General features: G+C 60.6%; 30 protein-coding genes. 17 read left to right on the top strand and 13 right to left on the bottom strand.

Annotated features, from left to right (window positions below; all coding sequences use genetic code 11):
- Nucleotides 1-90: 90 nt before the first annotated feature.
- From PZH32_RS02320 to PZH32_RS02310, 3 genes are all read left to right on the top strand, one after another.
- Entirely contained in the window at nt 91-714 is a 624-nt protein-coding gene (locus PZH32_RS02320) for an HXXEE domain-containing protein (RefSeq protein ID WP_275206021.1), read from the top strand.
- A gap of 131 nt (nt 715-845) precedes the next feature.
- On the top strand, nt 846-1,322 hold the full coding sequence (locus PZH32_RS02315; RefSeq protein ID WP_275206020.1) for a YbjQ family protein: 477 nt from the start codon (nt 846-848) through the stop codon (nt 1,320-1,322).
- A gap of 137 nt (nt 1,323-1,459) precedes the next feature.
- On the top strand, nt 1,460-2,281 hold the full coding sequence (locus PZH32_RS02310) for a nitroreductase family protein (protein ID WP_275206019.1): 822 nt from the start codon (nt 1,460-1,462) through the stop codon (nt 2,279-2,281).
- 265 nt (nt 2,282-2,546) lie between these two features.
- Here the strand turns inward: PZH32_RS02310 and PZH32_RS02305 are convergent, their stop codons facing one another.
- The gene (locus tag PZH32_RS02305; RefSeq protein ID WP_275206018.1) at nt 2,547-3,053 is read right to left on the bottom strand and encodes a hypothetical protein; all 507 of its coding nucleotides are present in this window, start codon (nt 3,051-3,053) and stop codon (nt 2,547-2,549) included.
- Nucleotides 3,054-3,238: 185 nt separating this feature from the next.
- Between PZH32_RS02305 and yaaA the strand changes: the two genes are divergently transcribed.
- Both yaaA and PZH32_RS02295 read left to right on the top strand, forming a co-directional pair.
- On the top strand, nt 3,239-3,979 hold the full coding sequence (yaaA, locus tag PZH32_RS02300; protein ID WP_275206017.1) for a peroxide stress protein YaaA: 741 nt from the start codon (nt 3,239-3,241) through the stop codon (nt 3,977-3,979).
- A gap of 17 nt (nt 3,980-3,996) precedes the next feature.
- The gene (locus tag PZH32_RS02295) at nt 3,997-4,335 is read left to right on the top strand and encodes a thioredoxin family protein (RefSeq protein ID WP_275206016.1); all 339 of its coding nucleotides are present in this window, start codon (nt 3,997-3,999) and stop codon (nt 4,333-4,335) included.
- Between the two features lie 37 nt (nt 4,336-4,372).
- Here PZH32_RS02295 and PZH32_RS02290 read toward each other — a convergent pair whose 3' ends face one another.
- Nucleotides 4,373-4,924: a TetR/AcrR family transcriptional regulator gene (locus PZH32_RS02290; RefSeq protein ID WP_275206015.1), complete on the bottom strand. Its 552-nt coding sequence runs from the start codon at nt 4,922-4,924 to the stop codon at nt 4,373-4,375.
- 121 nt (nt 4,925-5,045) lie between these two features.
- On the opposite strand from PZH32_RS02290, the gene PZH32_RS02285 reads away from it, so the two are divergent.
- Together PZH32_RS02285 and PZH32_RS02280 are read left to right on the top strand one after the other, a co-directional pair.
- Nucleotides 5,046-5,378, top strand: coding sequence for a hypothetical protein (locus PZH32_RS02285; protein ID WP_275206014.1), 333 nt, complete (start codon nt 5,046-5,048; stop codon nt 5,376-5,378).
- A 17-nt stretch (nt 5,379-5,395) separates the two neighbouring features.
- On the top strand, nt 5,396-6,805 hold the full coding sequence (locus tag PZH32_RS02280; protein ID WP_275206013.1) for a YbaK/EbsC family protein: 1,410 nt from the start codon (nt 5,396-5,398) through the stop codon (nt 6,803-6,805).
- Between the two features lie 83 nt (nt 6,806-6,888).
- Here the strand turns inward: PZH32_RS02280 and PZH32_RS02275 are convergent, their stop codons facing one another.
- From PZH32_RS02275 to PZH32_RS02255, 5 genes are all read right to left on the bottom strand, one after another.
- Nucleotides 6,889-7,830 carry a CPBP family intramembrane glutamic endopeptidase gene (locus tag PZH32_RS02275; protein ID WP_275206012.1) on the bottom strand — a complete coding sequence of 314 codons (942 nt, stop codon included), beginning with the start codon at nt 7,828-7,830 and terminating at the stop codon, nt 6,889-6,891.
- Nucleotides 7,817-8,632: a MerR family transcriptional regulator gene (locus PZH32_RS02270; protein WP_275206011.1), complete on the bottom strand. Its 816-nt coding sequence runs from the start codon at nt 8,630-8,632 to the stop codon at nt 7,817-7,819. Before PZH32_RS02270 ends, PZH32_RS02275 begins: the two co-directional genes overlap by 14 nt.
- A 160-nt stretch (nt 8,633-8,792) precedes the next feature.
- Complete coding sequence (locus tag PZH32_RS02265) at nt 8,793-10,022, bottom strand: ATP-binding protein (protein WP_275206010.1); 1,230 nt, start codon at nt 10,020-10,022, stop codon at nt 8,793-8,795.
- A gap of 179 nt (nt 10,023-10,201) precedes the next feature.
- Entirely contained in the window at nt 10,202-10,399 is a 198-nt protein-coding gene (locus PZH32_RS02260; RefSeq protein WP_275206009.1) for an alpha/beta fold hydrolase, read from the bottom strand.
- A gap of 108 nt (nt 10,400-10,507) precedes the next feature.
- Nucleotides 10,508-11,140 carry a helix-turn-helix domain-containing protein gene (locus PZH32_RS02255; protein WP_275206008.1) on the bottom strand — a complete coding sequence of 211 codons (633 nt, stop codon included), beginning with the start codon at nt 11,138-11,140 and terminating at the stop codon, nt 10,508-10,510.
- A 299-nt stretch (nt 11,141-11,439) separates the two neighbouring features.
- Here PZH32_RS02255 and PZH32_RS02250 point away from each other — a divergent pair, with 299 nt between their 5' ends.
- The 4 genes from PZH32_RS02250 to PZH32_RS02235 all read left to right on the top strand — a co-directional run bounded on the left by PZH32_RS02250 (nt 11,440) and on the right by PZH32_RS02235 (nt 12,844).
- On the top strand, nt 11,440-11,814 hold the full coding sequence (locus tag PZH32_RS02250) for a YxeA family protein (protein ID WP_275206007.1): 375 nt from the start codon (nt 11,440-11,442) through the stop codon (nt 11,812-11,814).
- A 162-nt stretch (nt 11,815-11,976) separates the two neighbouring features.
- Nucleotides 11,977-12,429, top strand: a complete 453-nt coding sequence (locus PZH32_RS02245) for a helix-turn-helix domain-containing protein (RefSeq protein WP_275206006.1) — start codon at nt 11,977-11,979, stop codon at nt 12,427-12,429.
- Between the two features lies 1 nt (nt 12,430).
- Nucleotides 12,431-12,616 (top strand): hypothetical protein, encoded by a 186-nt coding sequence (locus PZH32_RS02240; RefSeq protein WP_275206005.1) that lies wholly within the window; start codon nt 12,431-12,433, stop codon nt 12,614-12,616.
- Nucleotides 12,617-12,625: 9 nt separating this feature from the next.
- Complete coding sequence (locus tag PZH32_RS02235; RefSeq protein ID WP_275206004.1) at nt 12,626-12,844, top strand: PF20097 family protein; 219 nt, start codon at nt 12,626-12,628, stop codon at nt 12,842-12,844.
- A 78-nt stretch (nt 12,845-12,922) separates the two neighbouring features.
- Here the strand turns inward: PZH32_RS02235 and PZH32_RS02230 are convergent, their stop codons facing one another.
- On the bottom strand, nt 12,923-13,369 hold the full coding sequence (locus tag PZH32_RS02230; protein ID WP_275206003.1) for a TIGR04076 family protein: 447 nt from the start codon (nt 13,367-13,369) through the stop codon (nt 12,923-12,925).
- Nucleotides 13,370-13,654: 285 nt separating this feature from the next.
- Here PZH32_RS02230 and PZH32_RS02225 point away from each other — a divergent pair, with 285 nt between their 5' ends.
- Nucleotides 13,655-13,858 (top strand): hypothetical protein, encoded by a 204-nt coding sequence (locus PZH32_RS02225; protein ID WP_275206002.1) that lies wholly within the window; start codon nt 13,655-13,657, stop codon nt 13,856-13,858.
- A gap of 73 nt (nt 13,859-13,931) precedes the next feature.
- Here PZH32_RS02225 and PZH32_RS02220 read toward each other — a convergent pair whose 3' ends face one another.
- Nucleotides 13,932-14,405, bottom strand: coding sequence for a hypothetical protein (locus PZH32_RS02220; protein WP_275206001.1), 474 nt, complete (start codon nt 14,403-14,405; stop codon nt 13,932-13,934).
- Between the two features lie 236 nt (nt 14,406-14,641).
- Entirely contained in the window at nt 14,642-15,211 is a 570-nt protein-coding gene (locus PZH32_RS02215) for a hypothetical protein (protein ID WP_275206000.1), read from the bottom strand.
- Between the two features lie 67 nt (nt 15,212-15,278).
- Here PZH32_RS02215 and PZH32_RS02210 point away from each other — a divergent pair, with 67 nt between their 5' ends.
- Nucleotides 15,279-15,872: a TetR/AcrR family transcriptional regulator gene (locus PZH32_RS02210; protein WP_275205999.1), complete on the top strand. Its 594-nt coding sequence runs from the start codon at nt 15,279-15,281 to the stop codon at nt 15,870-15,872.
- Between the two features lie 51 nt (nt 15,873-15,923).
- Here the strand turns inward: PZH32_RS02210 and PZH32_RS02205 are convergent, their stop codons facing one another.
- The 3 genes from PZH32_RS02205 to PZH32_RS02195 form a co-directional block, all read right to left on the bottom strand.
- Complete coding sequence (locus PZH32_RS02205) at nt 15,924-16,364, bottom strand: hypothetical protein (protein ID WP_275205998.1); 441 nt, start codon at nt 16,362-16,364, stop codon at nt 15,924-15,926.
- A 21-nt stretch (nt 16,365-16,385) separates the two neighbouring features.
- Complete coding sequence (locus PZH32_RS02200) at nt 16,386-16,823, bottom strand: LytTR family DNA-binding domain-containing protein (RefSeq protein ID WP_275205997.1); 438 nt, start codon at nt 16,821-16,823, stop codon at nt 16,386-16,388.
- Between the two features lie 123 nt (nt 16,824-16,946).
- Nucleotides 16,947-19,094 (bottom strand): Tex family protein, encoded by a 2,148-nt coding sequence (locus PZH32_RS02195; protein ID WP_275205996.1) that lies wholly within the window; start codon nt 19,092-19,094, stop codon nt 16,947-16,949.
- Between the two features lie 153 nt (nt 19,095-19,247).
- Between PZH32_RS02195 and PZH32_RS02190 the strand changes: the two genes are divergently transcribed.
- From PZH32_RS02190 to PZH32_RS02175, 4 genes are all read left to right on the top strand, one after another.
- Nucleotides 19,248-19,577 (top strand): type II toxin-antitoxin system prevent-host-death family antitoxin, encoded by a 330-nt coding sequence (locus PZH32_RS02190; protein WP_275205995.1) that lies wholly within the window; start codon nt 19,248-19,250, stop codon nt 19,575-19,577.
- The gene (locus tag PZH32_RS02185; protein WP_275205994.1) at nt 19,577-19,906 is read left to right on the top strand and encodes a type II toxin-antitoxin system RelE family toxin; all 330 of its coding nucleotides are present in this window, start codon (nt 19,577-19,579) and stop codon (nt 19,904-19,906) included. The genes PZH32_RS02190 and PZH32_RS02185 overlap by 1 nt, the downstream gene beginning before the upstream one ends.
- 219 nt (nt 19,907-20,125) lie before the next feature.
- Nucleotides 20,126-22,321, top strand: coding sequence for a hybrid sensor histidine kinase/response regulator (locus PZH32_RS02180; protein WP_275205993.1), 2,196 nt, complete (start codon nt 20,126-20,128; stop codon nt 22,319-22,321).
- 20 nt (nt 22,322-22,341) lie between these two features.
- Nucleotides 22,342-23,694, top strand: coding sequence for an ABC transporter substrate-binding protein (locus PZH32_RS02175; RefSeq protein WP_275205992.1), 1,353 nt, complete (start codon nt 22,342-22,344; stop codon nt 23,692-23,694).
- Nucleotides 23,695-23,790: the final 96 nt, after the last annotated feature.

Genomic DNA, 23,790 nt, shown 5'->3' with positions numbered 1-23,790 from the left:
ACATTGTTGGTTGATGAATTCACCTATATCTTCCAACATAGTATCGTCCGATATAATGTCGGTCAATATTCGAACAGGAGGCGAACTGCCATGAAAAACTGGGTGGCCAAGTACAACCTCGAGGTGCTGACGTTCGTCCTGGGAACGTTTATCGTCTGCGCCGTGGCGCTTTATCCGACTCTGAGCATCATCCAACGGTTCATGATCGCCTTCATGTGGTTGTTCGTACTGCACGAGTGGGAAGAGGGCAAGTATCCGGGCGGTTTCGTCGACCTCATGGCGAAGAATCTTCTTAAGATGGACGTGAGCCAAGAGACGGCGAACCTTTCGCGCATCCCCACCATGATTCTTATCATGAGCTTCACCGTGGTTCCGTTCTTCTTCGACACGGTTTGGCTGCTCGTGCTGCTGCCCGTTTACCTGAGCATCTTTGAGGGCATCGTCCATGTGGCGGGAATCAAGCTCTTCAAGTTGAAGCGGCCGTACACTCCCGGGCTGGTGACGGCCCTTGCAGAGTTCGCGGTGGGTATCGGATGCCTTGCCTACCTCATTACCAGCTGCCCGATAGCCCTGTGGGAATACCTCGTGGCTGTCGTGCTCTATTTTGCATGCTTCGCATTCATGCAGAGCCGCCTGACCAAGCTCGTCGGCATCAAGTACCGCGAATTTCCCAAGATGATGCGCACAAGGATCAAAGAGATGCACGGTCGATAATTCTGCGAGCACGCCGACACCCCACTCGCAGATACCCGCTTGGAAACCGATGGGCCGTGTGCCGCGACACTTGGTGGCGTTGGGTGATAATGGCGTCAGTTGCTCTTGGCGGTGAAACGGGAGGTGGCGCGATGGGTGCGGTCACGGAAGAAGTCGATAACCTGCGTGAGCGCGTGGACCGTCGGGACGAGGCCGCGCTGGATACCTTTGCGCGCACCGATGCGGCGGCCACCCAGGAGAACGCCGCGAAGATCCAATTCCTCAGCGATCTGGAAAAGAACCCGCAGCTGCTTCTCACAACGGCGGGCTCCTCCTTTGATGGGTTCCGCGTGATAGAGTACCTGGACACTATCAGCACTGACGGTATGGTGGGGTCCGGCATTCCTTCCGCCGTCGATGCGGTGGCGGCCGACCTCACGGGGCAGCGCTCTATGGAACTTGCCCAAAAGATGGAGCGAGCCAAGCGCATCGCGTGGGAAGAGCTGCTCTGGCGCGCCCATCAACGGGGGGCCGACGGGGTTCTGGGCGTACGGTACGACGTGTACATGCCCTATGCCGGCCTGTTCGGCGCGTCGGTCACGGCCACTGCTGTCAAGCTCGACCGCTAGGTGCCCCGCCCGGCCTCGTTTTCATCACACAGGCAACAAGCGCGGCAGCGGGAGGCGGTCACCATCGCCATGAACCTATAATGCCTCGTCGAAGGATAATATCCTGGCATTTCCTCATGAGCGAAGGTGGCATATCGATGACTTCTCACAACACAACCCAGGCAACCGTCCGTGGCGAACTAAGCCCCGAGGCAACGCAGCTGTTCGCGGAAAACCCGATTCTCCGCCAAATGAGCCATCATCGCAGCATTCGCTCTTACACCGACGAGCCCGTCACCGAAACCGAGCTGCAAACCATTATCGCCGCCGTGGAGGAAGGGCCCAATTGGTGCAACTTCCAGCACGTTTCCATCGTGTCGGTCGACAACCCAGCGCAGCGTCAGCGCGCCTACGAGCTTTGCGGCAACCAAAAGCATGTGCTGGAAGCGCCCGTCTTCCTCATGTTCTGCGCGGACTTCTACCGCACGTGGCTTGCCTGCAGCTGCAGCGAGGAAGCCTTCGATGAGGTGACACGCGTAGCCGACAACATCATCGTGGGAGCCACCGAGGTGGGCATCACCCTGGGGTCGGCCACGGTAGCGGCCGAGGCGCTGGGGCTCGGCACCTGCTGCGTGGGAGCCGCCCGCGAGCAGGAGCCCGCCATGCGGGAGCTTTTGGGGCTGCCGCGCTACGTCTTCCCCGTCTGCGGCTTCTGCATCGGCCACGCTGCGGAGATTCCGGACCTGAAGCCCCGCCTCCCCGAACGCGCCGTGTTCTTCCGCGACCGCTATGACACCGAGCTGAAGCCCACGCTTAAGGACTACGACGAGGCTTACCACCACTACTTGGCTACGCGCGCGTCGAATCAGAAGGACGGCACGTGGACGCAGGAAGTAGCCGACTACTACACTATCCCCTACACGCGCTACGAGGACATCCCCGCCATGCTGCGCCACCAGGGCTTCGGTTTCGAAAAATAACGCCACCGGGAAGCGACCGCCGCCCTGCATTCTCACTTGAAGATCATAGTGGGCGCCTATAACCGTGCTTGGGCGCCCGGTCCCTTCCCGAGGGACGGGGCAAGCTTTCGACGCAAGGCCAGGAGTTGCAAATTGCCCGAAGGGCATCGGCCAACGCTTAAACTGCATGGCACTACCAACTACGAACTACGGGACAACCTCAACGGAAGACTCCAACGAAATCAAGATTCCGTAAGGAAACAGGCCTTGCGTCCGGAAAGGGCGTCTACAGGTCCACGGCGAACAGCTGCGTCTGGTTCGCCAGATCAATCTCCAATTGAAGCGCTGCAATGCGGTCGGAAAGCTCCCGATAGTCCTGCTCCGCCTGGGCCACATCGTAATTGGCGTAGAGGTATTCCACCGGCCCCGGCGCGCCGCCGTAGTAGCGGTCGCGCAGCCGCGTCTTTTGCTGCTGCTCGCTGAGGGTGCGCACGACGCTCTGCGCCCCGCTCAACTGCGCCAACGCAATAAGCGCCTCATCGATGGACAGGCCGCTTTCTGGCAACACCGTTTCCAGGTTGAACCGATGAAGGGCATGGCGAATGGCGCGCATCTTGTCATCAATCTCGGAGACGGCCGCCCGCGTGGCCGCGTAGTCGTACACGGGAGGATCGGGCTCTTCGCCCTCGGCCACAATATAGGTTGATCGCTCGCTTTCGATGCGCAGAAGGCGATCCTTCTCATCTTGAAGTCGCTTGAGGTATTTATTGGCGCTTGCCGAGGTGAATTCCATGACGGCCTCCTGTTATGGGCTGACAACATATGACCATACGCCTCGCAGACCGTCGGTTCAACAAACGTAATGGCTTCATTTTGTGCGCGAGGCGAGGAGGGTCTCGGCCGCTTCCGCTCGCCGTGACCGCTTTCGTGCTACATTTTCATCCGTCGAAATAGGTGCCCATTTGGAAAGCGATCGCTATGAAAATCATTATCTCGCCGGCGAAGAAGATGACGGACAACACCGTCCTGCCGTGGGAACAGCTGCCGGCGTTCATCGACCGCAGCGAAGTGCTGCTGGCGCGCCTGCGCGAGCTTTCCTTCGACGAGTGCAAGACCCTTTGGGGCTGCAGCCAGAAGCTGGCCGAGACCAACTTCGAGCGCCTGCAAACCATGGATCTGCGCGGTGACCTGGCGCCGGCGCTGCTCTCCTACGTTGGTATCCAGTACCAGTACATGGGTGCTGCCGTGCTTGACGACGGCTCCTACGACTACCTGCAGGAGCACCTGCGCATCCTTTCCGGCTTCTACGGCGTGCTGCGTCCCTTCGACGGCGTTACCCCCTATCGCCTGGAAATGCAGGCGAAGCTCGCGGTGGACGGTGCGGCCAACCTCTACGAGTTCTGGGGATCGTCCTTGTACGATGCGGTGATGGACGGCGATCGCACTGTGGTGGACCTTGCCTCCGTGGAGTATTCCAAATGCGTCAGCGCGTTTCTGCGCGAGAGCGACCGCCTCCTCAAGATAGTGTTCGGCGAGCTCATCAACGGCAAGGTGGTGCAAAAGGGCACCCTGGCCAAAATGGCCCGCGGCGAAATGGTGCGATTCATGGCCGCTCACCACGTGGAAGACGTCGAGGCGCTCAAGGAGTTTGCTGAGCTGGGCTATCGCTTCGCCCCGCAGCTTTCCAGCGAAAACGAGTACGTCTTCTTGGCGGAATAAATTCAGGGAGGAGCGCCATGATCGAGCTGACGAAAGACAACTTCGACCACGAAGTGACCGAGGCCGCAGGGCGGGTGCTGGTGGACTTCTGGAGCCCGGGATGCGGCCCGTGTCGCGTCATGGAGCCCGTACTGGCAAACGTCGCCTCGCGCCACCCAGACGTGAAGTTCGCGAAAATGAACGCCGCTGAGAATCCTGACGTGGCCTGGGCTTTCAACGTCGTAGCCGTGCCCACGCTCGTGCTGTTCGAAAACGGCTGCCCCCTAGCCGACCTCACCGGCGCCGTCCCCGCCCAGCGCATCGACGAGCTGCTACGCGCTGCTGCTGAAGACGGCGAAAACGCAGAAAAGCGCTAATCGGAGGCGGCCGTCTCACCGCTCCCCTATCCGCTCCCTATCGCTGCGTCATGCCGACGCACTCGATGATGATGTCGACCATGCGCTCCTTGGTTTCCCTGCAGCCACCTTCGAGCCAAGCGGCAACAAGCGAGGTGATCCCCGAGACCACAAACCGGAGCTTGTAGTCTGCGTACATCACAAGCGCGCCATCTTCCAAAAACACCCCCTGAGCCAAGAGATCCTTGAAGTCTAGAAAGATCGAATCGGGAGAGAAGAGCTCTGCATTCGAAAGCATTACCCGGAAAACCGTACTGTTTTCTTGCAAAAACCCAAGATAGGCAAGCAAGTAGTCACGGCCGAGGAAGTCACGACTACCGGCAAGATGCTTGAAGCTCGAAAAGAACTCTTCGAGCGCGTTCTGCTTCACCTCACCTAACAATTCGGCCGTGTTGGCGTAGTGGGCATAGAACGTAGATCGGTTGACGCCGGCCTCCCCGCAGATCTCCGTTACGGAAATCTGGTCGAACTCCTTAGTATCGAGGAGCCGCAAGAGCGCCGCGTCCATCCGCTTGGCGGTATTCAGGTACTTTGCCTCTGCCTTGCCCATCTTTTTCGCTTTCGATCCGTGAAACCAACACATGTCGAATTATATGTTGGCCTGCCTGCTCCCACAGTTTTCTACAATGAAAACCACACTTGTTGGAATAAATGCAGGAGGTAAACGTACTATGAGCGAGCCCATCAAGAAGGTTGTCGATTCCTATCGAAACGTCGAGCCTGTCGTAACTGCAGAAGACCGAATTCGCGCTCTGGACGCATCGGCCAAGGGCAAGGCCGGAAGGCTCGCCCTGGCGCTGGGCATCGCAGGCGCCCTGGTACTCGGCGTCGGCATGAGCCTGAGCATGGTGCCGTCGGGCTTCTTTGCACTCGGCATTGTCATCGGGATTGCCGGAATCGCGCTGGCTGCCGCCGCCTATCCACTCTACCTGAAGCAACTTTCTCGCGAGCGCGATTCGGTGCGCGCCGAGATTCTGGAACTCGCCGGCCAACTTCCCGCATAGCACCGCAGCCCTCTCGCATGAAGCAGATTTTTCTCGCGCTGCTCAAGCCGCATGGGCTCATTGTCGCCCTCGCGCCCGCTATCATGGTCGCTCTTATGGTCGGGGTTTTCGCCTTCGGGAACGAGGGACACCCCCTGGCCTCTGCGGCCTATGTGCTGTCGTTCTACCTGCTCGTAGTTGTATGCGTATGGATAGCGACCGAACAGCCCGCCCAACGCCTGCGCCAGGCCGTCAGATCGCACAAAACCCTCGGTCGGCTGATGGACGATGCAAACCTTCGGCGGCGCGCTTCTCTCCAAGCGGGAGTCGTCGCCGACCTGCTGTGGGGCGGTGCAAATTTTGCCCTGTCGCTGACGGGGGCGGCGGCTTGGTTCATTACGCTCGGCTGCTACTATTTCCTCTTCGCCACGCTTCGTGCCCTGCTGCTTAGGAGGCTGCGCGCCCAACACACCAGCGCGCTAGACGAAAGCGGCACGGCCGCCCTGCAAGACTGTCGGGCAGCGCGATTTTGCGGCATCATCATCCTGGCGTCCACTGTCATCCTTACCGGTATCGCGACACTCGTAGCAAACGGAGACAGCGTAATCCGCTACGACGAGATTTCCGCCATCGTTCTTGCAACGTTCACGTTTTACGTGCTCATCAGCGCCATCGTCGGGCGGATAAAGGCACGCCGTTCGAATTCTATGCTGTTTATCGCTCACACCCGTGCGAACTTGGCAATCGCCCTCGTTTCCCTCTTCACTCTCGAAGTCGCGCTTCTTTCAACTTTCAGCACCGCCCAAGATGCGGAGCTGGTCTCCTTTATGCCCATGGTGACCGGCGCAGCCATCGCAATTGCTCTCTGCACCCTGGGCGTCGCCACCATCATCCAGGCAAACAACGCACTGCGACAGCATAGCCACGATCACCTATACTTCGATCAAGGCAATATACGAACGGAAAGGCAAAACATGTCGCTGAGCAGAGCAAAAGAGCACCTGGCGCAGTTCGGGCGCGCGGACGACATCATGGAGTTCGACACGTCGAGCGCCACGGTGGAACTAGCCGCGCAGGCCGTGGGGTGCGAGCCAGCGCGCATTGCGAAGACGCTCTCGTTCGCCGTGGGCGACCGCGTGGCGCTTGTGGTATGCGCCGGCGATGCGCGCGTGGCGAACCCCAAGTTCAAGGAACAGTTCCACGCAAAGCCCAAGATGCTGAAAGCGGAAGAGGCCGAGGAGCGCATCGGCCATGCGGTTGGCGGCGTGTGCCCCTTCGGCGTGAATGATGATTGCGACGTATACCTGGACGAAACGCTCCGTCGTTTCGCCACCGTGTTCCCCGCCTGCGGCAACTCCAACAGCGCCATCGAGCTGGCCCCCGACGATCTGGAGCAGCTGACCCCGGGCAGCACCTGGGTCGATGTCTGCAAGTTGCCCGAGGAGTAGCGCGAGAGCCGTGCTTGGATACATCACTGCATCCAAGCACGTTGCAATCTTTCTTTGCCACCCTCCAACGAAGCGATGATCGCTCAGGCCTCCGCCTTTCCCGAGCGCTTAAGCGAGATCACACAGGCCACCCCGACCACGATGAACCCAATGCCGCCGATAATGCCCGTGGGGGCCGGCCCGATGAACGGGTTGGAGATCACGGCGAACAGAGTGGGGGCGTTGCCGCAGCCGTTGAGCGCGCCGTGGGCGAACACCGCGGGCAAGCAGCTTTTCGCCCGCAGCGTGAGCCAGCTAAAGAAGCTGCCCATGACCATGGTGAAGCAGCACATGGCAGCGATGCCGAGCACGGGCCACCCGGGGTACGCCAGCCCATAGTTGTGGCCCAGCACCGTGATGGGCGCGTGCCAAAGGCCCCAGATGATCCCGCTCGCCACAATCGTGAACGTCGCGGAACGCTTCTCCAACATATGCGGCAGGAGGTACCCGCGCCAACCCCACTCTTCGCCGAAACAGGTGAATACGTTAAGGGCAGGAGCGATAAGTATCAACGCCAACTGGGCATAGGCCATGGCGGCAATCTCGGAGTCGGGCAAAGCCGGCTGTCCCGCTGCCGCCAGCTGCGCTTCCACCGTCTCCTTAAAGAACGGCATCGAGGGATCGAAGCTGCCAGGGGTCACTAGGAAGTAAAGGGCGCCTCCCAGGGCCACCAGGATCATGGGGCCGAACCAACCGATGAGGTAGTACTTCCCCGTACCCTTGAACCGCTTTGGCTTGATCCACGCATTGCGGAAACCCTCGCCCGTCAGCAGACGCGTCACCACAACGCCAATGGCCGGAAAGAACATACCCGCCCCTACGGCGAGCATGACTTCGAGCGAGCCCAGCGGATTGTCGCCTGCCATCAGCGCCGGAAGCGCCTGCGGGTACACCGCTGCAAACCAGAACCCCCACGTGAGCACAAACGTAACAACGCAGTAGACCGCCACGCGATGGCTCGCGAGCTTCTTATTAATTGCCGCCATGGCCCTCACCCGCCTTCACTTCGCATGCCTCGTGACAGGTGCCGGGCACGCATTGGCCGGGCGCTATCTCGACCGGCTCGGCATGATAGTGCTCCACGCACCAATCCTTCTGATGGCAACAGGGACAGGTGAGTTTGCGCGTTCTCGGGGTATGGTTCGACCAGAAGTAAGCACCCAGCTTCGGACGGAAATCCGCTCCGCATACCGGGCAAAGGTAGGTGGAGTGGGCGCTGTAGTACCGCACCTCCCAGGCGCCAATCAGCACCACCGCCACCAGCGCCACCGGAAAGGGCCACCAAACGCCCGTCACAATGCCCAGCACCAGCGTGCCGATCCAGGCTGCATCCATGAACACGCCGATGATGATCATGATGATCCACCAGCGGGTTCTCGCTTTCTCGTCATTCATTCGCTTTACCATGGCAGGTTCGGTGGTAGCCATCAGCTTGCCGAAGTGCTCGAGATCCGTGCGCGCCGTGTTCAGAACCTGCAGCCGCCGCGTGCTTTCGTCGATCTCGCGCTGGAGGCTTTCCGCCTGCTCGTCCAGCAGCAACTTCAGCACGGCATCGCGGTTCGGGCTTTCCAGCACGCCCTTGATTTGCGCGAGCCGAAGTCCCAACGCCTTCAGCATGAGAATGAAGCGCAGCCGCTCCGCATCCGCTGCCGAGTAAAGGCGGCGGCCGCCCTCCGAATAGCCCGAAGGCGCCAGCAGCCCTTTGCCGTCGTAATACTGCACCGTGCGCACCGTCGTGCCGCACGCCTCGGCCAGCTCTCCCGTTTGGTATAGGTTGTTTTCAGCCATGGTTCACCTCCTTGCAGGCTGTTCTACAACACGACGCCGCGTCACAAGCAAGCATTTTCGCGGATGAATTTGGGAGTATTCTACGTTACGCCGCGGAATGGGCGAATACTCGGAATGCAATGGCCAACCGTCCCATCCGCAGTGGAGTCTGACTCACGGCCTACAACAGTCCGGCAGGAATCACAAGAGTATCCGCGTCCAAGGCGCTTACCTGCTCGGAGGCGCAGATGATCGCCCCCTGGCCACGAGGAATGGACGAACGCTCAAGAACGGAAAAACTTCTTGCCATGGCAAGGTTCGGAGAAGCGGTTTTCTTGATTTCGACGGGATGCAATGCTCCATCTGCCTCAATGACAAGATCGATCTCTTTCGCATCGTGGTCGCGATAGTAGTACAGAGGCGGCTCTAGCCCAGCGTTCAGATAGCTTTTCCAAATCTCCGATACGACGAAGTTTTCCATAAAGGCCCCGCCCATAGCACCAGCCCCCATGGTGGCCGCGCTGGTCCATTTGGTGAGACAGGCCACAAGTCCGCAATCATGGAAGTAAAGCTTGGGGGCCTTCACCATGCGCTTGAGCTGGTTGTTGGAGTAGGGATGGAGATAGAAGATGATGCCGGACTTCTCCAGAACCGAGAGCCATGCCTTTGCTTTCTCGGCGCGAATGCCCACATCTTGGGCAATTGATGCCGTGTTGAGCATCTGCGAGCAGCGAGCCGCCGCCGCTCTCATGAAATCAGCGAATTGAAGCGCATCCACACTACCAAGCAGCCTGCGAACGTCCCGCTCGATGTAGGTTTGCAGATAGCTACCATAAAACACCGAGAGGTTCGTATAGCGCCCGGCATCGACGGCCGGCATGGCGCCGCGATGCATTTGCTCGAAAAGAGCGGAAATAGGCTTGGCCCCAATGGATTTCTCCCTCTCCTTCCAATAGGCGAGATCGAACGTGAACGGCGACGCGGGCTTACGCTCGTTTTCCCCTTGGGTCATGGAGGAGAGGGGGATGAGCGCCACGCGCCCCGCAAGCGATTCGCCAGCGAGCTCCATGAGGCGGAACTGCTGAGAGCCCGTAAGCCAGAATGATCCAGCGGGAGCGCCGTTATCCACCATCATCTTTATATAGGGAAACAAGTTGGGGGCGTACTGCACTTCGTCTATAAGCACCGGGGGGACATGAACCTGGAAGAACATGGCAGGATCGGTCGTGGCAAGCTGCCGCTCGGTAAGGTCGTCCAAGCTGACCTGCTCAATTTCACGTCCTTCACACATAAGGAGATGTTTGAGCAGGGTTGATTTGCCTACCTGGCGGGGGCCAGTGACGAGAAGAACTGAATACTCAGAGCCAACTTGCTCCACGAGAGGCTCTATAGCGCGCGGAATATAGTCCATGACCTTGCCTTTCGGGTAAAATACATTTTGCTTGTATTTTACCCGAATCAGATCTTCAGCACCAGAGCAGAAGCCCGAACGCTTCTGCGCGCACAGGGATGTGCAGAAGCCGTCGAGCCCAACGAACAGCGCTTAGAACTGGAACCCTTCGACTGCCAGCTCGAGTACACGCCGCAAAGCTAAAGCCCCTCGACGAATTGCTCGATGAGGGCGTTTACCTCTGCGGGACGGTCGGCGTTCGAGTTGTGGCCGGCGCCCTCGATCCAGTGCACGGGGTTGCCCGTCCGCTTCTCCCATTCACGGTTGTAGCGCTTCGCTGAGCCGGCGCAGTCCGACACCCAATAGACAATCCCGTTAGGTCGCCCTTCACGCAGCATGACCAACCCCTACGCACGTCCTCCAGCTATCTGCGCCATTTTAGACTGCTTTGAGGCAGATAGTCCGATTATGAGGCAATTACTTTGGCGATCGCCGCACAACTAGTTTTAGTGCAGACTGCTGACGATGCTGCCGACCACGAACCCGAGAATCAAAGCGGCGGCACCGCCCGCCAGCACCTTCATCGCGTTGGCAGCCCACGGATGCTTTCTCGAGAAAGCATCAGGGTCAAGATGCGCGATTTCCTCGGCGTCCTTGCCGTCCATGAAAGCGCTGATCTCGCGAAACGTCACCAGATCATGGTCCTTCTTCAGCCTCTCGACATGCCACGCGCACACCAGGGCCAGCGCGCTGCACAGAGCGAAAAGCAGCATGCCCAACACGAAGCCCCAGGTAAGCCACGGCACCGATGCCACCGGCTCGTCCCAGATGAGGTCCCAACCTGCAAGACAGGCCACTCCAGCCAAAAGCAGCCCGACCATCCCGATGGAAAGGCGCTCCATCCTCACTGCGTCCTTAACAATGGTCTCTCTCATGGTTTCCACGTCTCCTTTCACAAGCGAATCGATGGAGACGCCGAACAAGTTGCTCAGCAGCAGAAGCGATTGCACGTCCGGGTAGGTCTTGCCCGTCTCCCAGCTGGACATAGTCTGGCGGCTGACGAAGATGCGCTGGGCCACGTCCTCCTGGGTGAGCCCCAAACGCTCACGGTTCGCTTTCAGCTGCTGCGGCAGTTCCACCGGCGCCTCCTTTCCGAGACGAGGATTCCACGAGTGCCTCAAGCGTACCACCCGATGTTCTTGACATCGACGGGAAAGCGACAGTTTTACGCGTCAAGAGTTCTTGACAGGGAGGGTTGATCTGGGGCTTCTCACAGCGAGGCGACAACCAATGAGACAGCCAACCGTCTCATTCTGAGGATCCCCGGGATCCCCCGAAACCTTTCAAGCATGTTCGCTTGATGTAAGCCCAATCGATGGTGGCAGGCTTTCCCGAGGAGCATCATGGTCTCAAGAACCCCCGAGGGAAAGGAAGCGAAATGAGTAAGGGGAAGGCCCTGGGCATCGCAGCGGTGCTTGTCGTCATCATTTTGGGAGCCGGATTTTTCTATCTCGGTTTCAGCACCAATCTTTTATCCAGCGGCACGTACTACACCAAGGTCGACAACGCGCACGTGGCAGAAAACGATTCAACGGGAGACGTCATCCACCTCCAGTCGAGCGAGCCTTTCGTCTACCAGCTTCCCGCCGCAAACCAAGACGGCCACAAGATTGAGGCCTCGTTCGGCGCAGCGCACGAACTGCGCCAAGACGCATACCTCGAACTCAAGCTCGAGCCGCTTCGCGGTGTGGTGTATTGGGAAGAAGTCTCGCCTGAGGATTTGCCCTCGAAGGCGGCTGATATATTGGACTAAAGAAGAGACCACGAACCGCAAGACGGCGACCGCAGGTGCAAAGCTTCTTCGCGTTCACTCCCATGCCAACTTTGAGTTACATTTTCACCGTGAAAATGACGCGCCTAGTTGGTGGCGTACTCCAGCGTGTCACTGGATAATCTCATCGGAGGTATGAAAGATATGATCTCTCAGAACATTCAGGCGCTGCGGGCCCGAGACTCGCTCACCCAGGAGGTGCTGGCCGAGCGCCTGGGCGTGTCGCGCCAAACGGTGGCGAAGTGGGAGTCGGGCGAGGCGGTGCCCGACCTCGTGAACGCCCAAGCGCTGGCGCGGCTGTTCAAGGTGCGGCTCGACGACCTGGTGAACCATTCCGAGGAGCGCGCCGGCTACCCCATCCCCCCGGCTGGGCTGCACATCTTCGGCATCGCGAAGATAGGCGAGCGCGGGCAGATCGTCATCCCGAAGAAGGCCCGAGAGGTGTTCGGGCTGGAAGCGGGAGCCGAGCTGCTGATCCTGGGCGACGAGTCCCAGGGCATCGCCCTTCAGCGGCTCGAGGACGCCGAGGCCAGGCTCGAGATGTTCGGGCGAGCGGTCAATGCCTCCATCACAAACAACGCCGATGAAAGGAACTGACATGCAAACCGAGTTCGTCACCATGGATCTCGAAAACAACCCAGCCTGGAACGCCGAGTTGAACGGTTTCAAGCCGGTCATAACCGAGTACGCCGAGAAGGGCTTCGCCTACAGCGGCTTCGTACCAACAAAGTTCGGGCCCACAGGCAAGACCCTCATCATCACCCTTGTGTTTCAGAAAGGCTAGGCGCCAATCATGACAAAGTGCCACAAATGCGGGCAAGAGCTTGAATCGGGGCACCTCTTCAGCACGAAAGACGGGGCTCTGAGCTTCGCCGACGAGGTGCCGAGCGCCTTCGAGAACGCCCGCCACGCTCCAGGCTTCGTGGAGCTGACCGCACCCAAGATCGGCGGCCGCACGGCGCTGGCCGCCGACATCTGCCGAGAGTGCCGGCGAATTGTTATCGACTACTAAGCTCGGCAACACTGTGCGCGGCGTGAGACAATGCATCCGAGGTCAATAAGCCATATGCTGCGAGGAGGCCGAGGTGCTTTATCCCGTGTAGGCTTCATCCTTGCTGGAGGTAAAGTCATGATCGCGGAGGTAGGCCTCATCGCTCGCATCCTCGGGGATATCGATGCGCTCCAGCTTGAAGATCACCGGGCGCGTGCCGTCGTTGCAACAGGCGATCATCACGCGATCGTCATTCGTCCACTTATGCATGAATGCGCCGCCCTGAAGGCCCGCGTAGATGTAGCGACTTATGCAGTCCCACGCCTCACCGCAAGGAAAATCCAATTCGCCCAGCTCGCCCGCGCGCAGGCCACAGCCGCGCCCGAGACGATAGAAGTCGTCGCGTTCCGCCTCGCGCCAGAACTCGAACACGTCACCAGGCTTGAAGCAGGGACAGCTTCCGCTATTCGGATCGGCCAGATACTTCTCCTGCAATTCTTTATTGAGGGTCGTTTCTAGAACAGTAACTCTCACTCTGTGCTTCACGATGCTCCTTCCGTCGCAGATGCCCTTGCCGCTTGTTGCTCAAGACGGGGCATGATAGAAGCTGGCCCAAGCGTCAAAGCGCCTCCCGCTCAATGAAAGACAAGGACACGGCTAGAAGACCATAATAAAACGGCCCTTGAGAAGTTTTACCACTTGTTGCCGCACGGTACCGACAGGAGTCAGACGGTTGGCTATCTCATTCCCCCGTCCTGCATGGCATGAGATAATTGGCGCTAATCCGATTGAAGGGGTGACCGCCAGATAGCGGGCTATTTCGATTACGTAGTGCCGCCGCTCGAGGGCTTCTGGTGGCAGGACGGCGCGACGGGCGAAATCGACTACTCGCGCAAGGAAGACTTGAGCTTCATCTCCTGCATCCGCCTTCCCGACTTCGTCACGAGGGAAGACTTCGAATGGGCCATTGCTGAGGCTACGGCGAAGAAGAGAACATCGTTGAGCGCGCCGGAGAAACTCTCATCAATTACCTGATAAAAAAAATTACCTCGAGCGCAATACGGCTCCAACGTCAACGAGCAGATTTCGTGTCTGGTCGTGGGAGGCGTCACACTTTCCGGCAATCCTTGAGATGGCCGAGGTGTATGCCAACGTGGCCGACACCAAGGACTATGGCGGCAGCAACTGTGATCGGCGCCTGTTGCCAGATGCCCAGAAGGACGAACGCCGCCACTGGGAGCGTCGCCAAGGGCACAGGGATGAAGCCCAAAGGCCGATACATGTCCCGTACTTCCCCATCGCTTCTAAAGTAGCGCACCCAGGCAGCCTCGTAGAGCAGCATCAGGACAAACGCCGACGCGAGCCACAAGAGCCAGGGCATGGCGTAGCCCTCCGGGCAGACGAAAATCAGGGCCGAAGCCGTAACGGCGACCTGGCCGACACGCTCGAGGATGCAGAGTGCAGGGCTTTCGCGCTCTGCGATTTCGCTGTACCCGAGGGGCCGCCTTCTCCCCCAGATTATGTTAGGCACGAACAGCATGGCGAGCATGACCAAGCCGACTGCCGAGAAACCGAACTGCATCTTCACCCTCCAACGCTGATCTTAAGCTGCTTCGAATAGTCAACACGACGGAACCAGACAGCTACCCATCCGACTTGCCCCATCTTAGCAAAGCAACAGAGGCGCGACTTCTCTCCCGCTCAGTCGCGCCAGACGGTGGCGAAGCGGGAGTCGGGCGAAGGGGTATCCGAGTTTCTTCTTGACTATCGGCACGAATCGACGCGACGCGACCACGTCGCCCCGTTTTCGCCCTTTCATCAATCATCCAGCAGCGGATTGTGCTTCATGCGGAAGGCACGGTCGAGGGCGGCGAGCAGGCCCGCAACGGCCAATGCCGTGTTTGCCCAGCTCGGCAGTGCGAAGGTGGGCACCGCAAGCCCAACCCAGTTCCCAAGGCTGTTCAGCGTGACGGGCAGTTGCGTCACCAATGCAACCACAAGTACGACCCACGCGAGAACCGCAATGAGCCGGCTTAACGCCGGATGCTGCCGGGCAAAACGCAGACGGAGGTGCTCGGCGCTGCCGGGCGCCGGAGCGAGCTGTGCTTCCCCGCCACCGCTCCGTCCGCTGCCGACCACTCGCGCGTACTTCACCCCGTAAAGCGCCATGGCCGCCTCGATCCTGCCTCCCTCCGGAAGCTCAAAGGCGGCAGGCGATTTCTGGGAATCCACGAGCACGCCGTTGCGATAAAGGGCAATCCGCTCGCGGATGTCGAAGTAGTCGATCTCGACCGTGTAGGAGCTCTCCCCAACCTGCGCCTCATAGAGCCCGCGCCAAAAGACGTCGGTCCATTTCGCTTCGCGGAGTATACCCTGCCGGCTTTCCAAAACTTCTCCTTTCTAATACAACTGTATTAATACAATTGTATTAGAATGATCGAGAGAAAGGAAGCCCATGCCGCGAAACATCGACAGAGAAGAGCGCAAACGGCTCATCGCTCAAACCGCTTGGAGCCTCGTAGCCACCCAAGGACTCAAGGGAGCTACCGTGCGCAACATTGCAGAAGCCGCGCATTTGTCTGTCGGCTCCGTCCAGCACGTCTTCAAGAGCTCGAAGGACATTTATCTTTTCGCCATGGACCAGGCGGTGGCAAACGCCGCCGCCCGTATCGACGCGACTCCTTCCCCCGCCCACGACCCTCTCGCCGCAGTGCAGCACGTTCTCTACGAGCTGCTTCCCCTCGACAAGACTCGGGAGGCGGAGGCGAGAACGTGGCTGGCCTTCACTGCCGAAGCGCTGGTGGAACCCTCGCTGACAGAGGCAAGCAGCGCTATGCAGCACCTCCTTGGACAGGTTGCACGTTCCTGCATCGAGACTCTGGACGAGGCAGAACTGCTGCGCGCCGATGCCAACAAAGATCTCGAAGCGGTAAACCTGCAGGCGTTCGTCGACGGCCTCACCCTGCAGATGCTCGCCTCCCCGAAATCCCTGCCGGCCTCAAAGGCAAAAGAGGCTCTGCACTCGTACCTCCAAGGGATTTGCGTTTAACGGAACCGTCGCGATCAAGCAAGACCGAGGCCAAAGGGCGTCGCTTTGCCCTTACTGTCCGCCTTCACTCCCCCTGGCTTTGAACCGCTTCAAGGCATCGCTGTACTTTGCCACCTCATTGCGGTAGACGAACGAGAACACGACGGTGAAAAGAACCAGCAGCAGGAGGTATATCACCGCGAACGTGATCCACGCCTCCGGAACGGCGCGCGGCACCCAGCCGCCGAGCCATGCGCACGCGCCGAGCACGACGATGCCGCAGACGCCGAAACCTAAGATGCGCACGGGGTATCCCGGCCGCTTCATGACGCGGTCGGTGAACCAGAGGCTCTGCAAGAGCGCCATGAACACGCAGGCAGCTAGGATCGACGCCGACACGACGATGCCCTCAACCGGCCCGGCGAACACGAAGCCGACAATAAGCCACAGGGCCATCGCGATAGTAAAGTAGACGCACGCATGAACGAGCGCGTTCTTGACCATATCTTTCATGGGTTCTCCCTTCATCAGGGCTCACAGCCCGAGCTTCTTCTTGACCGTTGGTGCGAACTGACGCGATGCGACCACGTACTCCCCGTTGTCCATGAGAAGCTGCAGCCGGGCATTCGGAAACGGGCGCAAGCCAGTGACGCGGTAGAGATTCACGAGCATGGTCCGCGACACACGCACGAACCCGGTATGGCGAACCCTCTGCTCGATGTCGGAGAGCCTCAACGCGCTTTCGATGACCGCCTCCGAGGTATAGAGGAACGCGCTCCCGTCGACCGATTCGCAGTACAGTACCTCGGCAGCGGGGATGCGCACCAGCTCTTTCCCTCTTCGCCCGACAAGCTCTGTCCCTATGCTGTTCAGCGCCGCCAATATTGCTTCGACCTCACGGTCTACCTCGGCGTATTCAACGAGCACGCTCGGCTCCTCAAGGCTTTTGTTCAGCTGAACCGACAGCTTCATGATCGCCTCCTGTTCATCCGCCGCTCATTATGACGATGAGGGAGACGTCCTTACATCAGAAAAGACTCGACTTGCAAAAGAGGCGATTCGAAATGCATGAGACAAGTTAGACGGCTGGCTGTTTCACTTCCCCTTCACCATGGACAGGGCTATGCGACCTCGGTCGCGGTCGATGGAGTCTACCCAAACGGTGACGGTGTCGCCGACGGAGACCACCTCGGTGGGGTGCTTCACGAAGCGGTTGGCCAGCTTGGAGATGTGCACGAGTCCATCCTGCTTCACGCCGATGTCAACGAAGGCGCCGAAATCCACCACGTTGCGCACGGTGCCCGTCAGCTCCATGCCCGGCTCCAGGTCGTCTAGGGATAGCACGGCGCGGCTGAACACCGGGGCTGGGGCGTCGTCGCGCGGGTCGCGCCCGGGCTTCTCCAATTCCGCCACGATGTCGGTCAACGTCGGCAGGCCCACGCCCAGCTGCTGTGCCAGCACATCCAGGTTGCCCAGACGCTGGCGCAGGTCGGGCACGCCGCCCGCCGCCACTTCCGCAGAGGTCACACCTCCGCGCTTGAGCACCTCGCGGGCCACGGCGTAACTTTCCGGGTGCACTCCCGTGGCGTCCAGCGGCTCACGCCCCTCGCGGATGCGCAGAAAGCCCGCGCAGTTCTGGAAGGCCTTGGGTCCCAGCTTCGGCACCTTCTTCAGCTGCGCCCGCGAGGTGAAAGGGCCGTTCTCCTCGCGATAAGCCACAATATTGCGGGCCACCGTGGGCGTGATGCCGGCCACGTAGCCCAAAAGGCTGGCGCTGGCGGTGTTCAGGTCGGCGCCCACCTGGTTCACCACGCGCTCCACCACGCCGGCCAGAGTGCGGGCCAGCTCCTTCTGGTCCAGGTCGTGCTGGTATTGGCCCACGCCGATGGACTGGGGCGGAATCTTTACGAGCTCGGCCAGAGGGTCTTGCAGGCGGCGCCCCAGGCTGAGGGCGCCGCGCGTGGTCACATCTAGGTCGGGATGCTCCTGCGAGGCCAGTTCAGAGGCGGAATACACCGAAGCACCGGCCTCGTTCACGATGGTGTACTCCATCGGGCACGCGTACTCGGCGATAAAGTCGGCCACTACCTCTTCGGTCTCGCGACTGGCCGTACCATTGCCGACAACGATGACGTTCACGTCGTAGCGGTCGGCCCACTGGCCCAGGGCGCGTTTCGCCTCGGCCACCTGGTTGCGCGGCGGCGTGGGGTAGATGGTGCCGTGGTCCAGCAGCGCGCCATACTCGTCGATGACCGCCACCTTGCAACCGGTGCGATAGCCCGGATCCAGCGCAATGATGCGCGCGCCCTTTACGGGACGTTGGCGCAGCAGGGCCTCAGCGTTCTTGGCGAACACGGCGATGGCGTCCTTCTGGGCCCGCTCTGTGGCCGCCGCCCGGGCCTCACGTTCCAGCGACGGCGCCATCAGGCGCTTCCAACTATCGGCGATGGTGCGCTGCAGCCATTCCAGCCAGGAGCTGCGGCCGCGCACGAAGCGCCGTTCCAGCCGCTGGGTGGCCTCGTCGCTGTCCACCGCCACGGTCACACGCAGCTTCCCTTCCTTCTCGCCGCGGTTCAGAGCCAACACGCGGTGGCTGGGAATGCGAGCCAGCGACTCGCCGAAGTCCACATAGGCGGCGAAGTCCCGAGCGGCCTCCTCGGTGGCAGCCCGCGAGGTCAGCTGCCCGGTACGCCGCACGAAGCCGCGCAGCTCGTCGAGGGCGTCGGGGTTGTCGGCCACGGTTTCGGCCACAATGTCGCAGGCGCCCTGCAGCGCAGACGCGGCATCAGGATACGCCGTGCCTGGCTTCGCGAAACGGGCGGCCTCCTGCAGCGGATCGACCGCCGCACGCCCCTGGCCCATGAGCGCGTTGGCCAGCGGAGAGAGCCCCGCGTCCCGCGCCTTCGACGCCCGTGTGACACGGCTTTTCTTGAAAGGCTTGTAGAAGTCCTCGACGCGCTGCAGGCTGGGCGCCTCGGCAATCTGGCGCGCCAGCGCGGTTGTGAGCGCCCCCTGCTCCTCGATGGCCGCCCGCACCTCGGCCTTGCGCGCCTCCAGCCGCTCCAGGTAGTCGAGCCGCTCGGCCAAGGCACGCAGCGTCACATCGTCCAGCCCGCCCGTGGCCTCCTTGCGATAGCGGGCAATAAAGGGAATAGTGCACCCATCCGCCAGCAGCGACACCACTGCCTGCACCTGACCAGGCCGAATCCCCAGCTCTTCAGCAACTACCTTTGAAACGTCCATTGCGTCTGCCTTCTTCAAATTCGCACGTTCGGGAAAATCTCGTCCCGCGATTATAGCGAAGCATGCAGGGAAATGGAGGGTGCGGCCATTGTTCGTTATTGTTTAATGAATCACAATCTGCTATCTTATTTGCATCATTCTAAGGAGCGCTTCATGAGCACTGCGGCAAACATCATAGGCAACATTGTCCCCGTCAGCGACTTCTCCCACGGGAAGGCCTCAAGCATTTTCCGCGGTCTGACCGACCGCATCCCCGTGACGGTCGTCAAGAACAACCGCCCCGTAGCCGTCATCACCACCCCCGAGGAATTCGCCTATCTTTCCGAAGCCGAAGAGAGCATCGTTTTGCTCGAGCTTGCCTTGGAGCGCCTGGCCGTCAATTCGGACAAGGAAGCCGTGCCCTTCGATGAGATACTCGCGGGCTTCAACATCAGCCAGGCAGACATTGATGCCGTTCCCGACGCGGAAATCGAGTTCGAGTAATGACTTGGCGCATTGAGGCACTGCCTGAGGTGAGCGACGACTTTGCTCACCTCGACGGCAGCGTACGCACACGCGTAGCCAAAGCCATCTTGAAGATTGCCCAAAATCCTTTGCCCGACTACGAGGGCGGCTACGGCAAGCCCTTGGGAAACAAGCGCACGTTCGATTTGGTCGGCCTGCTTAAATGCAAGCTGCGCAAAGACGGCATTCGCATCGTTTACCAAGTAATACGCGAGGGCGAAACCATGCGCATTGTCGTCATTGCCGCTCGAGCGGATGACGAAGTCTACCGCCTCGCTGCCCAGCGACGCGAGAAATACGGGTATTAGCCGATCTTCGCCACCTGATAGAGGAGCCACTCCCGCCACCCCCCCATCTTATCGATGGTGCGATGACCGCCTGACTCCGCCACGGTTGGCTGTCTCATCGGGTTGGCTGTCTCAGTTGGCCGTCTCGTCCGCTGGCGAAGTTTGGAGAGGAGCCGCTCTAGGAAGGGCGGCTCCTTGCATTGTATAATGCCCCTTAACTCACACGCGGGGAGGATGAACTTGACAGAGCCGGCTCAGAAGAAGCACTTTGCCACCTGGACGATTGCCGTCCTCCTTATTTGCATTGCCATGGTGGCGGGCATTTTCGCCATTGCCCAGAAAACCTCGCAGGAAATGTCGGACTCGGCTATCCAGAGCCTGAACGAGAACCTCGAGCTGATGAAGAACACCATCGACGGCATCATCAACAGCGAGGTGGACTTCCAGGAGCTCATCGGCGAGGAAATCTCGCGCTCGGACGATCCGGACGCCTACATCCAGAACCTCCACGCCAGCGACGCCATCGCCAAAATCTCCATCGTCATGGCAGGTCAGACGGAGGGCATCTCTAGCAACGGCGAGCCGTTCTCGCCCGACAGCCTCGACTTCTCGGCCGGAGGCACCATCCAGGGCAACCCGGTCTCGCAATCCTTCGTCAACGACACCGGCACCTGGGCCTACACCATTGCCAGCCCGCTCACGCGCGACGGCGCGGACATCGGCACGCTGTACGTGGAGTACGTCTACGACACCATTGCCGCTGCCCTGCCGAAGAACTTCTACAACAACCAGGCCGTGTTCTACCTGATGGACTCCGCCAACGAGCGCTTCGTGCTGAAGCCCGACGGCCTGGGCGACCGCGAGGCGGGCCACCTCAACCTGGAGGACTTCTACCGCGCGAACAACATTACCAGCGAGGCCATCATCACCATGGTGCGCCAGGGCATCGAAGAGGGCCACAACGTGCTGTTCGCCCATGAGGTCCAGGGGCGCGAGTCGCTCTGCTTCCTCTGGCCCGTCAACGGCGGCACCGACTTCATGATCGGTTACGTGCCCATGGATGCCATCCAGAAGGAGGCCCACACGGTCAACGACGCCATCGTCGCCGTCACGGCCATCACCTTCCTGGCCATTGCCCTGTGCGTGGCGCTCTACGCCCACAACCGCCGCAAACAGCAGCAGGTGCAGCGGGAGCGCGAGGCGGAACGAGCGCGCCACCAGGAGGAACTGGCCCGCGCCCTGCACGATGCCGAGGTGGCCAACGAGTCGAAGTCGGCCTTCCTGGCCAATATGTCCCACGACATTCGCACCCCCATGAACGCCGTCATCGGCTTCACCACGCTGCTGATGAAGGAAGCGGACAATCCCGAGAAGGTACGGGAATGCGCCAGTCGCATCATCGCCTCGGGCAACCACCTGCTCGACCTCATCAACGACGTGCTGGACATCTCGAAAATCGAAAGCGGCAAGGCCACCATCACCCTGGCCGAATTCGACCTGGCCGATTCGCTGCACGCCATCGAGGCCATCGTGACACCTCTGGCCGAGGCGAAGCACCAGACCCTGCACACCGAAGTGTCCGGCATCGACCGCGAGCGCTTCATCGGCGACGAAACCCACCTGAACCAGGTGCTTATCAACCTGCTGTCCAACGCCGTGAAGTACACGCCCGACGGAGGCACCATCCACCTGCGCTTCCTGGGCGGCAAGGTGCACGCCAGTCAGTACCAGCCCCTCACCATCGAGGTGGAGGACACCGGCTACGGCATGACGCCCGAGTTCCTCGAGCACGTCTTCGACTCGTTCACCCGCGCCGAGGACAGCACCACCAACAAGATCCAAGGCACGGGCCTGGGGCTCTCCATCACCAAGAGCCTGGTGGAGCTCATGGGCGGCAGCATCGAGGTAACCAGCGAGGTAGGCGTCGGCTCACTCTTCCGCGTGCGCCTGGAGCTTCAGGTGGCCGAAGAGGACGCCGACGGCGCGACCGAATCGCCCGACCAGCGTCGCGCGGCCGAGGCGGACAGCGCCACCTACGCCGACGCCTTGCAGGGCAAGCACTTCCTGGCCGCCGAGGACAACGCCTTCAACGCCCTGCTGCTGGAGGAGCTGCTGGAAATCGAAGGCGCCACCGTGGAAATTGCCGACAACGGCCAAATTGCCGTCGAGCGTATGCAGCAGGCAGCCCCCGGCGAGTTCGACGCCATTCTCATGGACGTGCAAATGCCCGTCATGAACGGTCACGAGGCCACCCGCGCCATTCGCCAACTGCCCCGCGAAGATGCGGAAAGCCTGCTCATCATCGCCATGACCGCCGACGCCTTCGTGGAGGACGAGCGCGCCGCCCTGGCCGCCGGCATGAACTACCACATCGCCAAGCCCATCAACATCGACGAGCTGAAGCGCGTCGTGTTCGAGTTCGACCATCAAGCGTAAAAACGAAGGGGATTCAACCTATGAGAACACCGCAGAAGACGACCGCCCTGAAGCCGCGGCGCGCCCGGCGGGCAGCAGCACTCGTCACCTCGGGCATCCTGGCGCTCACCCTGTGCGCTGGCTGCAGCAACACCGCCGACGAGCCGGTCAACCTGGCCGTCCAGTCAGGCGATGAGACCACGTCGGTCTCGTTCTTCTCCCCCATGGAGAAGGTAAGCGCCGATTCCGAGAACACGGCCCGCACCGCCAGCGACCTGACCATGGCCATGGCCGAGGACCAGCTGGGGCTGACCGTATCCTATCAAACGTACACGGCCGAGAACTACCAGGACAAAACCTACGACGACGTGTGCCTGGAGCGCGCCCGCAACAACCGCGACGATATGTACCTGCTGAACACCGACACCATTGTGGCCCTGGGCAAAGAAGGCAAGCTGGCCGACCTGTCGCAGCTCGCCTGCGCGAAGAACCTGCGCGAGGTGGTGAAGACCGCCAACACCGTGGACGGCAAGCTGGTGGCCATTCCCCAAGAGGTGGTGGCCTACGGCCTGTTCATCAACGAGGACATCTTCAAGGAATGCGGGCTTTCGCTGCCCAGCACCCCCGAGGAATTCCTCGAGTGCTGCCGTGTGCTGAAGCAGCACGGCTACGATACCCCCGTGGGGGCCAACCGCTGGTGGCTCGAGACCTTCGTGTTCGCCCAGGCCTACGCCGACCTGTACAACGGCGGCGACATTGAGGCCGAGGTGGCCGCGCTGAACTCCGGGGAGAAGAAGTACAGCGACTACATGCGCGGCGGCTTCGAGTTCCTGCAGCAACTGATTGACAACGGCTATATCGACGCCGAGAACGCTCTGGTCAGCGAGGCCTTCGAAGGCAAGGGCGAGGGAGCTGATTTCATGGCCGGCGAATGCCCCATCGTCATGGCCTACTGGGGCGCGGCTAACACCGACACCGCCTACGGCAATCCCAGCTTCAACCTGGAGGTCATCGGCTTCCCCAGCTCCCACGGCCAGATGCCCGTGCTGTCCATGACCGGCTTCGCCGTGGGCGAGGAATCAGCCAACAAGGGAGAGGCTCTCAAGGTCATGGACGTCATCCTCTCTGACGAGGCACTGCAGCTGTACACCGAGACCAACCGCGTCATCTCCCCGTCGAAGAACATCAAGGTGGACTGCATCGACGCCCTGAAGCCGCTGAACCAGAAGGTGGAGGACGAAATCTACGTGCTGGCCTCCAACGCCAGCATGAACGTCGAGCAGTGGGGCAACGTCTGCCTCATCGTGCGCGACCTGCTGGCCGGCGCCTCCGTGGACGAATGCATGGCCGCCCTCGACGCCCTGCAAGAGGAAGCCATCGCCACCGCCCAGTAGGCACTGCTCGTGAGACAAGTCAGACGGTTGGCTGTCTCACTGCTGCTCGGCGCGCTTCGGTGCGGATTCGTTACGCACGGGGGCATTTTGCCGTGC

Origin of the sequence: Adlercreutzia equolifaciens (assembly GCF_029076695.1) — a bacterium.
In the GTDB taxonomy this organism is placed as follows: Bacteria; Actinomycetota; Coriobacteriia; order Coriobacteriales; family Eggerthellaceae; genus Adlercreutzia; species Adlercreutzia equolifaciens_A.
Note: the sequence above shows the minus strand (reverse complement) of the source record. Positions and strands in the feature narration are given on the sequence as shown.

Excerpts from the sequence above, each read along its gene's own strand:
- PZH32_RS02210 (WP_275205999.1), top strand. The coding sequence starts at position 15,279 with ATGCCGCGAAACATCGACAGAGAAGAGCGCAAACGGCTCATCGCTCAA.
- PZH32_RS02310 (WP_275206019.1), top strand. The coding sequence starts at position 1,460 with ATGACTTCTCACAACACAACCCAGGCAACCGTCCGTGGCGAACTAAGC.
- PZH32_RS02240 (WP_275206005.1), top strand. The coding sequence starts at position 12,431 with ATGCAAACCGAGTTCGTCACCATGGATCTCGAAAACAACCCAGCCTGG.
- PZH32_RS02265 (WP_275206010.1), bottom strand. The coding sequence starts at position 10,022 with ATGGACTATATTCCGCGCGCTATAGAGCCTCTCGTGGAGCAAGTTGGC.
- PZH32_RS02245 (WP_275206006.1), top strand. The coding sequence starts at position 11,977 with ATGATCTCTCAGAACATTCAGGCGCTGCGGGCCCGAGACTCGCTCACC.
- PZH32_RS02280 (WP_275206013.1), top strand. The coding sequence starts at position 5,396 with ATGAAGCAGATTTTTCTCGCGCTGCTCAAGCCGCATGGGCTCATTGTC.
- PZH32_RS02275 (WP_275206012.1), bottom strand. The coding sequence starts at position 7,830 with ATGGCGGCAATTAATAAGAAGCTCGCGAGCCATCGCGTGGCGGTCTAC.
- PZH32_RS02195 (WP_275205996.1), bottom strand. The coding sequence starts at position 19,094 with ATGGACGTTTCAAAGGTAGTTGCTGAAGAGCTGGGGATTCGGCCTGGT.
- PZH32_RS02235 (WP_275206004.1), top strand. The coding sequence starts at position 12,626 with ATGACAAAGTGCCACAAATGCGGGCAAGAGCTTGAATCGGGGCACCTC.
- PZH32_RS02260 (WP_275206009.1), bottom strand. The coding sequence starts at position 10,399 with ATGCTGCGTGAAGGGCGACCTAACGGGATTGTCTATTGGGTGTCGGAC.
- yaaA (WP_275206017.1), top strand. The coding sequence starts at position 3,239 with ATGAAAATCATTATCTCGCCGGCGAAGAAGATGACGGACAACACCGTC.
- PZH32_RS02305 (WP_275206018.1), bottom strand. The coding sequence starts at position 3,053 with ATGGAATTCACCTCGGCAAGCGCCAATAAATACCTCAAGCGACTTCAA.
- PZH32_RS02320 (WP_275206021.1), top strand. The coding sequence starts at position 91 with ATGAAAAACTGGGTGGCCAAGTACAACCTCGAGGTGCTGACGTTCGTC.
- PZH32_RS02175 (WP_275205992.1), top strand. The coding sequence starts at position 22,342 with ATGAGAACACCGCAGAAGACGACCGCCCTGAAGCCGCGGCGCGCCCGG.
- PZH32_RS02290 (WP_275206015.1), bottom strand. The coding sequence starts at position 4,924 with ATGGGCAAGGCAGAGGCAAAGTACCTGAATACCGCCAAGCGGATGGAC.
- PZH32_RS02270 (WP_275206011.1), bottom strand. The coding sequence starts at position 8,632 with ATGGCTGAAAACAACCTATACCAAACGGGAGAGCTGGCCGAGGCGTGC.
- PZH32_RS02190 (WP_275205995.1), top strand. The coding sequence starts at position 19,248 with ATGAGCACTGCGGCAAACATCATAGGCAACATTGTCCCCGTCAGCGAC.
- PZH32_RS02200 (WP_275205997.1), bottom strand. The coding sequence starts at position 16,823 with ATGAAGCTGTCGGTTCAGCTGAACAAAAGCCTTGAGGAGCCGAGCGTG.
- PZH32_RS02250 (WP_275206007.1), top strand. The coding sequence starts at position 11,440 with ATGAGTAAGGGGAAGGCCCTGGGCATCGCAGCGGTGCTTGTCGTCATC.
- PZH32_RS02220 (WP_275206001.1), bottom strand. The coding sequence starts at position 14,405 with ATGCAGTTCGGTTTCTCGGCAGTCGGCTTGGTCATGCTCGCCATGCTG.
- PZH32_RS02315 (WP_275206020.1), top strand. The coding sequence starts at position 846 with ATGGGTGCGGTCACGGAAGAAGTCGATAACCTGCGTGAGCGCGTGGAC.
- PZH32_RS02185 (WP_275205994.1), top strand. The coding sequence starts at position 19,577 with ATGACTTGGCGCATTGAGGCACTGCCTGAGGTGAGCGACGACTTTGCT.
- PZH32_RS02285 (WP_275206014.1), top strand. The coding sequence starts at position 5,046 with ATGAGCGAGCCCATCAAGAAGGTTGTCGATTCCTATCGAAACGTCGAG.
- PZH32_RS02205 (WP_275205998.1), bottom strand. The coding sequence starts at position 16,364 with ATGAAAGATATGGTCAAGAACGCGCTCGTTCATGCGTGCGTCTACTTT.
- PZH32_RS02295 (WP_275206016.1), top strand. The coding sequence starts at position 3,997 with ATGATCGAGCTGACGAAAGACAACTTCGACCACGAAGTGACCGAGGCC.